Here is a 13,384-nt window from a genome sequence, read left to right as displayed (position 1 = left end):
GGATTGCTTTGCGTTTTTGCACCTATGCTTTTTAATGACAAGGTAAATATCATACTGTTATTTGCGGTTTAATTGAATGATGAACCATTATTAAATCGTTCTCAAAAATAGAACTGAGATCACAAACCCAGATATGAAGCCTGTTGTACGGCTAAATGAGAAAATTTTGTTTTATGTTTGTTCATTACAGAAGCCGTCTAGACTGCATAAATGTTAGGATTGCCACAGAGTGAGAATCGCGTAAGAGAAGGAAAAAAAACTGAATGGCAGAATTTGAAAAGTCAATATCCTTTGATGGACGGGATATTCGACTGACGGTTGGCCTACTAGCCCCCCAAGCAGGTGGGTCGGTTTTGATACAATCAGGAGATACAACTGTTTTAGTAACGGCTACAAGGTCAGCAGCGCGGGAAGGCATTGATTTTTTGCCACTGACCGTAGATTACGAAGAAAGATTGTATGCAGCAGGAAGAATTCCAGGGGGGATTATGCGCCGGGAAGGTCGTCCACCGGAAAAGGCAATTCTTGCCAGTCGTCTGATTGACCGCCCACTCCGTCCTTTATTCCCTTCATGGTTGCGGGATGATTTGCAAGTTGTGGCAATAACTATGTCAATGGATGAGCAAGTCCCCCCTGATGTGTTAGCAGTCACAGGTGCTTCAATTGCTACTCTCATTGCCCAAATTCCTTTTAATGGACCAATGGCCGCAGTGCGAGTAGGCTTGGTTGGTGATGATTTTATTATTAACCCTACCTATGCGGAAATTGAAGCGGGAGATTTGGATTTAATCGTTGCCGGTTCCCCAGATGGGGTAATTATGGTGGAAGCGGGTGCAAATCAATTGCCAGAGCAAGATATTATTGAAGCGATTGATTTTGGCTACGAAGCGGTTCGGGATTTAATTCAAGCTCAGTTAGATTTGCTGGATGAACTAGGTCTAAAACTTGTGCAAGAAACGCCACCAGAAGTAGATAAGACATTAGAAAACTATATCCGCGATCGCGCTAGTGATGAGATCAAAAAAATCTTGGCGCAATTTGAGTTAACTAAAACTGATCGTGATATTGCTTTAGATGCAGTAAAAGATAATATCTCTGCTGAAATCAAAGCCTTACCAGAAGAAGACCCCATTCGCATCGCTGCCACAGCCGACTCCAAAGCCCTTGGTAATACCTTCAAGAGCATTACCAAATACTTCATGCGTCGTCAAATTGTCGAAGATAACGTGCGCGTTGATGGTCGTAAGCTTGATGAAGTTCGTCCTATCTCTTGTCGAGTTGGGATTATACCCAAAAGAGTACATGGTAGCGGTTTATTTAACCGGGGACTGACTCAGGTGCTATCAATGTGTACCCTTGGTACTCCTGGAGATGCCCAAAATCTGAACGACGACTTGCAACTAGAACAAACTAAACGTTACCTGCATCACTATAACTTCCCTCCCTTCTCCGTCGGCGAAACCAAACCATTACGCGCCCCTGGTAGACGGGAAATCGGACATGGTGCATTAGCAGAACGGGCATTATTACCTGTATTACCGCCAAAAGACAAGTTCCCCTACGTAATTCGCGTAGTTTCGGAAGTGCTTTCTTCCAACGGTTCAACTTCAATGGGTTCAGTTTGTGGTTCTAGTTTATCCCTCATGGATGCAGGTGTACCCATTACCAAACCTGTGAGCGGTGCGGCAATGGGCTTGATTAAGGAAGGGGACGAAGTACGAATCCTCACCGATATCCAGGGCATTGAAGACTTTTTGGGTGACATGGACTTCAAAGTTGCTGGTACAGATACTGGAATTACAGCTTTGCAAATGGATATGAAAATATCTGGTTTGTCTTTAGAAGTAATTGCCCAAGCTGTCAACCAAGCCAAACCTGCCCGGTTACACATTCTGGAAAAAATGCTCCAGACTATTGACACCCCCAGGGAAGAAACTTCACCCTTTGCCCCACGTCTGTTAACAATTAAGATTGATCCTGACATGATTGGTCTGGTGATTGGACCTGGTGGTAAAACCATTAAGGGTATCACTGAAGAAACAGGTGCAAAGATTGACATCCAAGATGATGGTACTGTCACCATTTCCGCAGTTGATGAAAACCGAGCTAAGAGAGCGCGGAATATCGTTCAGGGCATGACTCGTAAACTCCATGAAGGGGATGTTTACATCGGTCGTGTGACACGGGTTATACCCATTGGCGCTTTTGTGGAGTTCTTGCCCGGTAAAGAAGGCATGATTCACATTTCTCAACTCGCTGACTATCGCGTTGGTAAGGTTGAAGATGAGGTAGCTGTTGGTGATGAGGTGATTGTCAAAGTGCGAGAAATTGACAATAAGGGTCGAATTAACCTAACACGCTTGGGTATTCATCCAGATCAAGCCGCAGCAGCACGAGAAGCAGCAGCGGTAAACCATTAAATCGCTGGTTGGATTTTAGATTTTAGATTACAGATCAATCGCAAATCTAAAATCCGCGATGCCTTGCTAGTAGGCATCGTTACGGTGATTTTGGTAGTAAGTTAGTTATATAAAACCAATACAAAAAAAGCTAACAAATGCTAACAACTTATTTGGCAACGGGTAAGTTTATGTCGTAATTATCAAGAGGTAAAAATCATGGTGACAGTATCAATTAAAGATGAATACATTGAAGTTTTATCTGCACTAGGAGATTTACAAGAATCAATGGATTTGGCTCTTAAACAATATACTCTTGATAAGATAGCCTTAAAAATTGCTGAACTTCGTCAACGAGATATTAAGTATCAAGAAAAATATCAGCTAGATTATTCTACTTTTTGTCAGCAAATATATGAAGATGAAGACTTTATCAAACAAGTAGAAAATTTAGTCAGTAAAACATGGGAAATTGATTTAGCTGATTGGGAATTTTGTCATCAAGGAGTTGAAGATTGGATACAAAAATTACAGACTATTTTACTGACATAGTAAAAATCGCTAAAGTTAATTTTCAGCAGGTTAATTATATAATAGACACAACTCCAAAACGCGCCATCCTGCGTTTAGAAGGACAGTATGGAGAATATCGGATTTTGATTACAGAATTGTTCAGTGATGAACTGAGAAAATATAGATATTATGTTTTGCGAGGTGATTGGGTTGAAGCAGGTTTTGATAATAGCCCAGATCCTCGAGCCATTCGCCTAAAATATGGTCGTATTGGTAAAGAATACGCGAATGAATATATTCCTCACTTACATCGAGATGATAAAAATCAGCTATTTTTAACTGAAGAAATGACAGTTGTAGATTTTGCTGATTGGGTAAAAACTAATATTGATATTTCTCTCTGATTTAATCTGAATATTTAGTAAATTGCTGAAAAGTCTCAAGTCCAAGGATAGAAACGGCGATTCTTAACGCTTTCCGCCGTAAAATGCCCGCAGAATGGAATTGTGTGTCTATATAGGGCTTGCTGAAAAAGTTGTCTGTGATAGCGCAGCGTGACGTAAGTCATGGGCTAGGAGTCAGGAGTCAGGAGGAAGAATTAGAAGAAGAGAAGAATAGTATTAAATCTGGTAAAGTGATAGGCTTTTGCTAATTTCAACCCTTATTCCTTGCACTTCTTTCACCTTTTTTACCTTCAAACTCTTGATATATCTCAGTTCTAGGTTTATTCACCCCTGTATAAATATAGATTGTGCTTACTAATTTTCGCTTATACAAGCCTCGTTTGTGTATAATTAAATCGAGCTACCTATTGTAAATTGAATTGAATTCAGAAAATCACAGAAGTTCATGACCAATACCAATTACCAACCTAAATTCTGGTTGACATTAGACTTTTTAGTGCGATATAATGGTATGCTATTTAAAGTGTATTGATTGCTGCACTAGGCTAAAAAAGTATATCAATAATATCGGTAGCTAATATGGCCTAAGTAATGCCTAGATGCCAATTTTTTGTTGTTTATTAATGAGGTGAATATGGCAAAGCGCCGTAACCCGAAAAAAGAAAAGGCGCTACGAAACCAGGCCTACGCCAGAAAGTTTCGTAAACGGACCACCACAGGTAGAATGGGCAGAAGATTCCAACAAAGACCGCCCAAGAGTGAAGAGGAAGAAGGAACAGGAGCAGCAGCAATGGATGCTGCTGATTAATGTAGCTGGTTAAATTTGACTCTTTCATATTTTGAATTTTTAGGGTGTACACCAGTACACCCTTACTTGTGTTAGTGGTCAGTTGTCAGTTGTCAGTTGGAAGAAAGAATGGAATTTCTCCCCTGTTCCCTGTTCCCTGTTCCCTGTTCCCTGTTCCCTGTTCCCTGTTCCCTGTTCCCTGTTCCCTGTTCCCTGTTCCCTGTTCCCTGTTCCCTGTTCCCTGTTCCCTGTTCCCTTTATTTCACACTGATTTGAGTCCGGGCGTTGATAAGGGCTTGTCTAACTTGGAGAAAGCCTGTACCTCCATAGCTGTTGCGGGCTGCAACCACTTGACGTGGGGTTATGGCTTCATAAATGTCGGCGGCAAATGCGGGATGGATTTGTTGCCATTCTTCTAGATGCAAATCTTTGAGCAGTTTACCAGCGGCAATACTGGTTTTGACGACTTTGCCGACAATGTTATAAGCTTCGCGGAAGGGTACACCCCTGGCGGCGAGATAATCTGCAACATCGGTAGCGTTAGCAAAGTCTTCTGTAACTGCTGTTGCTAATCGTTGGTGACGAAATTCTAAACCTTCTTGCAGTAAAATTGTCATTGCTTCTAAACAGGCTTTGACTGTGTTTACACTGTCAAATATGCCTTCTTTGTCTTCCTGGAGATCTTTGTTATAAGCCAGGGGTAAACCTTTCATAATTACTAACATGGCTTGCAGATGACCAAATACTCGCCCGGTTTTGCCGCGCACTAATTCAGGTACGTCGGGGTTTTTCTTTTGGGGCATAATGCTAGAACCTGTGGCACAGCTATCTTTGAGGGTGATGAAGCGAAATTCTTCTGATGCCCACAGGATTATTTCTTCGGAAAGACGGCTGAGGTGAACCATAATAATACTAGCAGCACAGAGAAATTCTATGGCGAAGTCCCGATCGCTCACTCCGTCCAAGCTGTTAGCATAAACATTGTCAAAATGTAATAAATTGGCTGTATAGTGGCGGTCAATGGGGAAAGTTGTTCCCGCTAAAGCACCACAACCCAAGGGGGAGATATTCACTCGGCTGTAAACGTCTTCTAAGCGTTCCCAGTCCCGTTGTGCCATTTGAAAGTATGCCAGTAAATGGTGCGCTAAACTCACTGGTTGGGCGCGTTGCAGGTGAGTATAACCAGGAATCAAGGTTTCAACATTTTTTTCGGCTATATCAACTAATACTGTTTGCCAGTTCCGTAATTGTTGGCGAATTTGTTGAATTTGATCACGTAGGTATAATCTAGTGTCTGTACCTACTTGGTCATTGCGAGAACGGGCTGTGTGGAGTTTTTTACCTACATCTCCGACAATTTCCGTGAGGCGCTTTTCTACGGCAAAATGCACATCTTCGGCATCAACACCGGGTTGAAATTGCCCTTGACGATATTCTTGACGAACTTGTTCTAAACCGTTAAACAGTGCTTCCCCTTCTTCGTGGGAAATTATACCTGTATGTGCCAACATTTTGGCATGAGCTTGAGAACCAGTAATGTCATATTCGATAAGTTCAATGTCAAAACTGATACTAGCATTGAAACGAGCGATCGCTGGATGTAGCGCGGACTCAAACCGCTGACTCCAAGTTTGTTTTTCGGTCATAAATCTGAAGGGAAAGGAAGAAATTTGTAGATATTAGATTTTGAATCATACGCCTTATGTGAGTTAAAAATTTTGTTGTTTCATAAGCGAAATTACAAGGTTTTCAGTATCTAACTCAAGTTGCTAGTTATCTCGTTGAGGCTGGTAATGGGTAATTGGTAATAGGTAATTGCTAGTAAAAGCTCTGGTTTCATCCTGTTCATCCTTTAATCCTGGATATTACCTCGACTTCGCTCGATAACCACCTAATTCTGACAATTTACCTAACTGGCAACTTATATTATCTAAATAACTAATCCAAAATCTAAAATCTAAAATCTAAAATCACTTTAACCGTAACTAGTAAAACCTTTGAACAGATAACCAACAATTATACCAATCAACAATGCCCAAATTTGCCCAGTTTTGACAAAGTGATTCCAAGAGGCTTGTACTTGACCTAAAAGGTCTGGGTCTCTAACATTACCAAGATCAGCCAGAAGAGTAATATGTTCCTGTAAATTTCCTAGCAGTGGCAATAGTGAATCATTCAAGTGTTCCATAATTCTTTCACCAAAAGGTTTATCACCTGTTATCAAGATTTGAAGTAACTAATCAAATAAAAAGCTACCGCAATTATAAGAATACCCAGTAAGTGGGAAACTCAGTGGCTTTAGCCCTGAGAGGGAAACGGCACGAGCGGTTTTAACCGCCTTGAATATTTTTTCATTACCGCCTTGGAGTTAAGAAATTCGGGGTACCTTTGTGATGTACTTTCAACGGGACAATTACCGATTCAAAATTCCCAACTCTGTACGCATAATGTTTTGCACGCGATGTGCCTCCCATTTCTGGGGTAATGTTAGCTTCGACCAGTTATAAGAGCTTTTTAGACTTGCAACACTGTTTCAGTGACCTTAAAACTGTTTAATTGCAAATGACAGAGCGGGGAACTAGCTTCGCATTCCAGGGTGTCGTGACTCAAATAACGGCTACGATGAGAGTAAACTCAGGGTGGTCTGGTCAGCACGGCTTGCTTAATTACTCTTGCAAGCCCAGTCCCTTTAGGGCTGGGTTACTGACACTTTACTACGTTCTGCCGCTAAACGTAATTTTTCTGAAGTTCGTAAAATTTGCCCAGCTAAAACCGCTGCACCAAAGCCATTATCTATATTAACTACACCTATACCAGCAGCACAAGAGTTAAGCATTGTTAATAGAGGTGCCAAACCAGAAAAGCTTGCACCATAGCCAATACTGGTAGGAACAGCGATTACGGGACAATCTGCCAAACCCGCTACAACACTGGGCAAAGCCCCTTCCATGCCCGCGACAACGATTAATACCGATGCTGATTCTAATACATGACGGTTGCTTAATAACCGATGAATTCCCGCCACACCTACATCCCAGAGGCGCTGTACATAAAAACCCGAAAGTTCCGCAGTGACAGCGGCTTCTTCAGCAACGGCTAAATCGGCAGTACCAGCGGAAAGAATGCCAATTTTACCGGGAAATCTGACTTCAATCACAGGGGGAACAATGGCACAAATTCGGGCTTGTTCGTAGTATTGGATACCTCTAACTTTTGGTTGTAATGCGGAATATACTTTTGGCTCAATGCGGGTAGCCATAACTACGGAAGTCCGGTGGCGCATGACTTCCATAATTTGAGCAATTTGTTCAGGTGTTTTACCTGGTCCCCAAATTACCTCCGGGAACCCGGTTCTTAATTGACGATGATGATCTATTTTAGCAAATTCACCTACGGATTGATAGGCTAAGTCTTTGAGGGAGTCGAAGGCTATATCTGGGGTTATTTTACCATTGGCGACGGCTTCTAAGAGCGATCGCAAATTTTCTGGTTGTGTCATGCAATTTTGGATTTTGGATTTTAGATTTTGGATTTCCCTTATTCAGTCAACAGTCAACTATTTCGTAACTTTAATTTCATGAATATTCCAAAAAGCACCACCAAGAGCAGAATATTGGATACCTTGAAACCGATTTCTGATTGCTGATAGAGAATAGGAATTAACCAAGTAAATGAAAGGTAAATACTCCTGTGTTAATTGTTGACTTTCGCCATAAATTTCCTTCAATTTAGCCTCATCAAACTCCTGTGCGCCTTGAATATAAAGTTCATTAATTTTCTTTTCCCAGTCAGCAACTTCCCAACCTTCAATCGGTTTTTGTCCAGCTTGTGGTTTTTGATTAAACATATGTAGTCCCCCTTCAGGAGACCACACATTAGCACCATCATTTGGTTCTAAACCCCCTGTCAAACCTATTAAACAAGCATCCCAATCTAAAGTGTTAGAAAGTTTATCTATAAAAGTATTCCAAGCCAATGGTGTAAAATCTACTTGAATACCAATTTTACTTAAATCCTGTTTAATTTGCGAACCCATTGATTCCCGAATTTTATTCCCCGCATTAGTTAATAATGCAAATCTCACCTCATTACCTTGATTATCTACTAAGAGATTTTTTTCATTATATTGAAATCCAGCTTTTAGTAGTAATTCTTTGGCTTTTTCAGGATTATAGTTATAAACCTTCAAGCCTTTTTCCGGTGATAAGAAATAAGGACTTTGAACAGAAATAGGAGAATTTTGGGGTGTACCTAAACCACGAAAAGTATTATTTAACATGGTTTGTCTATCAATAGCATAGGCTAATGCTTGCCGAAATTGCACATTATTAAACCATTTAGATTTAATTGGATCAACTAATGGTTGATTTTGTCTTTTTCCCTTATTTAAGTTAAAGGAAATAAAGGAAGTGCTAGAACTAGGACCCCCATTATATATTTTAAAATTCCCTTGTTTTTCCTGAACTTTTAATAAAGAAAAATAATCAGGGGAAACACCAATAGAATCTAAATCACCGGAACGAAATTGGAGTAAGGAAGTATCTGTTGACTCCACAATTTGCCAAATTATTCGTTCAATATAAGGTTGGGGTTTACCTTGAGCATCTTTACGCCAATAATAGGGGTTACGGCGAAAAATTATCCGTTGACTCGTATCATATCTTTCCAGTTTATAAGGACCATTAACAATAATTTCTTCAGGAGGAGTATCCACACCCCATTTATTCAGAAATTCCACTTTACCATCTTTATTTTTTGTTTTGACTGATTTCTCTAAAATATGAGCAGGTAAAATAGATGCTCCTGTATTCAGTAAAAAAGGTCTAAATGGTTCAGGGACACTAAATTCCACTCTTCTATTATCTATTTTTCTGACAGTTGGTAATTTGCGATCTTTCCCGACTCTTAAAACATCTCTAGTATCTGTAGGGATGTTTTCATTTAAATAAATATCATTATAGGTAAATACGACATCATCAACTGTTAATGGTTGTCCATCTGACCATTTTAAACCTTCACGCATGGTAAAGGTAATTTTGGTTTTATCTGGTGATATTTCCCATGATTGAGCTAATGCTCCTTCTATTTTACCGTTAATGGGATTTTGAGTTAATAATCCTTCATAGGTGTAACCAAAAATATTTGGTGATTCGGAACTCAGCGCAGCATTAAATGTTTTTGGATCACTCAAAATGCTTGTTACTAATTGGGGTACTTGAGCCGCATTTGTTTTTAATTTGGTTGGGTTACAAGCGGTAAGTCCTATTGCTGTAAAAGCAATAATAGTTATTAATAAAAAAAGGCGTTTTGTGGAATTGAGTATCTTTTTAGTTAATGTCATAGTTTTAATAATTAAACAGTTATCTAAGTTGATGAACGAGAATTAAACCAATTGAGAAAATCCTGCGTGATTGCAAAGTATTTAATTCCAGTATTGCGTAAAGCATTATTGGTAATGATAGTTTCTTGTAATTGTTGACTTAATAAGGGAGCATAATTAGAAGTTTTATCACGGTCAATTTCTGTGATTTTTAGTTCTAGTTCTCGTTTAAATTTCAATTTTTCTTGTTTTTCTAACTTGTAAACAGACACAGCTTCAATATAACAAATATTTGGTATAAATATCTTAACTGAATTAGGCGGATTATACAGCAAATCTTCTGCTTGCGAATCCTGTCCTTTCGCAATAGACATAAAAAAGTTAGTTTCTATATAAAGTATGGTCACTCTAATCTTCCTGATAATTAACTATAAATTTTCACAAAATAATGTATTTCTATTCATCATTTTGTGAATAGGTCTCTCCATGTTTTAAATTTGTTAGGATACCTATTTTTTCTAATTCTTGATATCCAGGTGGTATTTTTGATTTCCACTGATAAGCTAAGTCTCTCAGCCAAGATTCTATTAGGGTTTTTAGATAGAACTTAAATATTCTTTTTTCGCTGAATCTTGAGTCATAATGGCTGAGAATATCTCCTGCATTTAATGATATCAATGGCTCAGAGAATACGCCATTAATAGACTTGAAAACATTAATTTTTGTTAAATTTGCTAAAATAACAAATCGCGGGTTTTCTTGAGAGTTTCGTAAATATAGGTTGCTAACTTTTGATAAATTATTTTCATAATTTTCCAGAATTTCTTGCGTTGTGATATCTACTAATAATGCAATTTGCTGATTTTGATCTAAGACAATAATATCTGGAGAAGATAGTTGAAATAAACTTTCTATTTTCTCTGGTGAATCAAATTGATTATTCCAAATACTAGAAATAAGTCTGATTTTAATTAGTTCTTCTGGTTTGTCTAAACTAAACATTCTCTTATTCTCCTATTAGTTATCAATCATCTGCCACTAACAAAACTACAGCATAAGCACAAATCCCTTCTTCTCTCCCCGTTGGTCCGAGTTTTTCATTGGTTGTAGCTTTGATACCAATTTGATTTGGTTCTACTTCTAAAACTGCTGCTAATTTATCTCGCATTTTAGAAATATGCGGTTTTAATTTGGGACGTTCAGCGACAACAACAGAATCAATATTGCCAATTTTCCAACCTTGATCACGAATTAGTTGATGGACTTGATGTAATAATACTAAACTATCAGCCCCAGCCCATTGGGGATCTGTCGGGGGAAAATAATGACCAATATCTCCCAAAGATAAGGCTCCCAGCATCGCATCCATAATAGCATGAGTAAGCACATCAGCGTCACTATGTCCTAACAAGCCGAGTTCGTAGGGAATGTGAATACCGCCTAAAATCAAATTGCGATCGCCCACCAATCTGTGTATATCGTAGCCATTACCGATTCTGATATTCATAGTTAGTTGTCCTTTGTCAGTTGCACAAGAATATTTCTCCCCTTTTACTCCCCCCACTCCCCCAACTCCCCCCACTTCCCCAACTCCCCCCACTCCCCCCACTCCCCCAACTCCCCCCACTCCCCCCACTCCCTACTCCCCTCCTCCCTGTTCCCTCTCTTTTTCCCAAAGTTTCAGCAAATCGGGACGACGGGAAGCTGTGCGCTGAATTTGTTGTTGAAAACGCCAACGAGCGATCGCTGCATGATTACCACTTAGTAGCACATCTGGGACTTGCCAACCACGAAAATTTGCCGGACGAGTGTACTGGGGAAAATCCAACAAATATTCCTCAAAACTTTCCGTCTTCAGCGATTCCTCCTTACCCACAGTTCCCGGAAGCAGACGCACCACACCATTGATCAAAACCATCGAAGGAATTTCTCCCCCTGTCAGGATAAAATCCCCCAAAGAAATCTCCCGATTCACCAAATTTAGCACCCTGTCATCTACCCCTTCATAATGACCACAGATCACAACCAACTGGTCGTAATTCGTGGCTAATTCGCGCAGCAAGGGCTGGTTCATTGGTTGTCCCTGGGGACTCATCAAAATCACATCTCGACGGGGTAAAATCGGCAAAGACTCCACAGCCGCAAAAATCGGTTCTGGCTTCATCAACATTCCCACACCACCACCATAGGGTTGATCATCCACCTTATGGTGCTTATCCGTAGTGAAATCTCTAGGATTAACTAAATGCACTTGAGCAATCTGTTTAGCTAAAGCCTTAGCCAACAAACCAGAATTGAGGATTGATGTAAAACAGTCAGGAAAAAGTGTAACTATATCAAAACGCACAGTAATTCGGATTCGATAGAACTAATTTTAAGGGTAGATACTTAGCCAATACCATAACTGATAACCTAGCATGGATTCAGGACTCAGAAGTCAGGAGTCAGGAGTATGGCTAACGCCACGCTGCGCTATCAGGAGGTAGGGGCGCAGGGACTGCGCCCATTCAGGAGTTCAGGAGTCAGGAGAAGAAATAATAAAGAAGGAAGTTTCTCTCTTCTTACCTCTTGCCTTTTTTGTCAGTCATAGAAAAACTAAAAATCTACCAACAGTGCCTAAAAATACCAAGATTCTTAATTTCTTAGTGAGATCAAAAGTTTTTCTAATTACTTAATTTATGTTTAAATATTGTCACTACTAAATTTAAATTAATAATCCCACCAAAGTTAACAACTTCCGGGATACATCCAACCAGCCTCAGAAGTAAGAGTGTCAAGACCGACTAAATCCTAAGTCCAGAAGGGAATTATAGTTAATTTAGCACTATGAAAGCCATCTGGAAAAAGTAGATAGGTAAAAAACAAGATGTTGGCCATGAGAACGACGGACATGAGAAAATTGAGGCATCGTGTGCGTCAAGCAGTGTCCTCTCATCAAACCTGAAGTTGTTGACTCCCTCAAGCAGAAACACAATGCCGCAGTTAGAAGTTAAATCGCTGGAAATGAGGACACCCCAAGCTACTAAAACCGCCGTACTAGTTATCGGAGGCGCAGAAGATAAAGTTCATGGACGTGAAATTCTAAGAACTTTTTTTGTTCGTGCTGGTGGTAACAAGGCGTATATTACAATAATTCCATCAGCCTCCCGTGAGCCTGCCATTATCGCTGGTAGGTACGTTCGCATTTTTGAAGAAATGGGTGCGGAAAAGGTTGAGATATTAGACATTCGGGAACGGGAACAATGCGAAAATCCTGAGATTAAAGCATCCCTCGAAGCCTGTAGTGGTGTCTTCTTAACCGGAGGAGACCAACTGCGCCTTTGTGGAGTCCTGTCCGACACACCAGCAATGGAAATTATCCGCCAGCGGGTGAGAGCCGGACAACTGACTTTGGCAGGAACAAGTGCTGGAGCAGCCGTGATGGGACATCACATGATCGCAGGTGGTGGTAGTGGTGAAACACCCAATCGTTCCCTAGTGGACATGGCAACAGGCTTAGGATTCATTCCTGAAGTTGTCGTTGACCAACATTTCCATAACCGGAATCGGATGGGACGACTTGTTAGTGCGATCGCCGCTCACCCAGATAGATTAGGCATTGGGATAGATGAAGATACCTGTGCCGTATTTGAACGCGATGGTTGGCTACAAGTTATGGGCAAAGGCAGTGTCACTATTGTTGATCCTACCGAACTTACCCACACTAATGAACCCAATGTTAGTGCTAACCAACCCCTGACAGTACATAATTTAAGACTACATATCCTTAGTTACGGAGATCGCTTCCATCTTTACCAACGTACTGTTTTACCTGCTGTGCATCGCATCTCTAGCTGACGATGTAGAAGATATAGAGCATATCAGGTAACACTGATTTGACCGCATCTTGATTTCTTCTTCTAGAGTTTAGATCAATTCCATCTAAGAAGGAAAAACTGCTTCAAATGCCAAATTTAGCGGT

At 40.2% G+C, this 13,384-nt stretch carries 13 protein-coding genes; 5 read left to right on the top strand and 8 right to left on the bottom strand.

What is annotated here, in order from left to right:
* Positions 1-263 precede the first annotated feature (263 nt).
* From NG743_RS25000 to NG743_RS24985, 4 genes are all read left to right on the top strand, one after another.
* Complete coding sequence (locus tag NG743_RS25000) at positions 264-2,420, top strand: polyribonucleotide nucleotidyltransferase (RefSeq protein WP_027401340.1); 2,157 nt, start codon at positions 264-266, stop codon at positions 2,418-2,420.
* A 198-nt stretch (positions 2,421-2,618) separates the two neighbouring features.
* Positions 2,619-2,951 (top strand): hypothetical protein, encoded by a 333-nt coding sequence (locus tag NG743_RS24995; protein ID WP_027401341.1) that lies wholly within the window; start codon positions 2,619-2,621, stop codon positions 2,949-2,951.
* Positions 2,915-3,316: a hypothetical protein gene (locus tag NG743_RS24990; protein ID WP_027401342.1), complete on the top strand. Its 402-nt coding sequence runs from the start codon at positions 2,915-2,917 to the stop codon at positions 3,314-3,316. The genes NG743_RS24995 and NG743_RS24990 overlap by 37 nt, the downstream gene beginning before the upstream one ends.
* Before the next feature lie 634 nt (positions 3,317-3,950).
* Positions 3,951-4,124: an Asl3888 family RNA-binding protein gene (locus tag NG743_RS24985; protein ID WP_168465616.1), complete on the top strand. Its 174-nt coding sequence runs from the start codon at positions 3,951-3,953 to the stop codon at positions 4,122-4,124.
* A 236-nt stretch (positions 4,125-4,360) separates the two neighbouring features.
* Here the strand turns inward: NG743_RS24985 and argH are convergent, their stop codons facing one another.
* The 8 genes from argH to trmD form a co-directional block, all read right to left on the bottom strand.
* Positions 4,361-5,749 (bottom strand): argininosuccinate lyase, encoded by a 1,389-nt coding sequence (gene argH, locus NG743_RS24980; RefSeq protein WP_027401343.1) that lies wholly within the window; start codon positions 5,747-5,749, stop codon positions 4,361-4,363.
* 329 nt (positions 5,750-6,078) lie between these two features.
* The gene (locus tag NG743_RS24975; RefSeq protein ID WP_027401344.1) at positions 6,079-6,291 is read right to left on the bottom strand and encodes a hypothetical protein; all 213 of its coding nucleotides are present in this window, start codon (positions 6,289-6,291) and stop codon (positions 6,079-6,081) included.
* Between the two features lie 501 nt (positions 6,292-6,792).
* Entirely contained in the window at positions 6,793-7,602 is an 810-nt protein-coding gene (larB, locus tag NG743_RS24970; RefSeq protein ID WP_193962580.1) for a nickel pincer cofactor biosynthesis protein LarB, read from the bottom strand.
* Between the two features lie 57 nt (positions 7,603-7,659).
* Positions 7,660-9,444, bottom strand: coding sequence for an ABC transporter substrate-binding protein (locus NG743_RS24965; protein ID WP_027401346.1), 1,785 nt, complete (start codon positions 9,442-9,444; stop codon positions 7,660-7,662).
* A gap of 23 nt (positions 9,445-9,467) precedes the next feature.
* Entirely contained in the window at positions 9,468-9,830 is a 363-nt protein-coding gene (locus tag NG743_RS24960) for a hypothetical protein (RefSeq protein ID WP_236630480.1), read from the bottom strand.
* 49 nt (positions 9,831-9,879) lie between these two features.
* Positions 9,880-10,425 (bottom strand): hypothetical protein, encoded by a 546-nt coding sequence (locus NG743_RS24955; protein ID WP_257121103.1) that lies wholly within the window; start codon positions 10,423-10,425, stop codon positions 9,880-9,882.
* 22 nt (positions 10,426-10,447) lie between these two features.
* On the bottom strand, positions 10,448-10,930 hold the full coding sequence (gene ispF, locus NG743_RS24950; protein WP_027401348.1) for a 2-C-methyl-D-erythritol 2,4-cyclodiphosphate synthase: 483 nt from the start codon (positions 10,928-10,930) through the stop codon (positions 10,448-10,450).
* Between the two features lie 132 nt (positions 10,931-11,062).
* Positions 11,063-11,770 (bottom strand): tRNA (guanosine(37)-N1)-methyltransferase TrmD, encoded by a 708-nt coding sequence (trmD, locus tag NG743_RS24945; RefSeq protein WP_027401349.1) that lies wholly within the window; start codon positions 11,768-11,770, stop codon positions 11,063-11,065.
* Between the two features lie 626 nt (positions 11,771-12,396).
* On the opposite strand from trmD, the gene NG743_RS24940 reads away from it, so the two are divergent.
* Complete coding sequence (locus NG743_RS24940) at positions 12,397-13,260, top strand: cyanophycinase (protein ID WP_027401350.1); 864 nt, start codon at positions 12,397-12,399, stop codon at positions 13,258-13,260.
* Positions 13,261-13,384 lie beyond the last annotated feature (124 nt).

This window comes from Dolichospermum heterosporum TAC447, from assembly GCF_024584745.1.
In the GTDB taxonomy this organism is placed as follows: Bacteria; Cyanobacteriota; Cyanobacteriia; order Cyanobacteriales; family Nostocaceae; genus Dolichospermum; species Dolichospermum heterosporum.
Note: the sequence above shows the minus strand (reverse complement) of the source record. Positions and strands in the feature narration are given on the sequence as shown.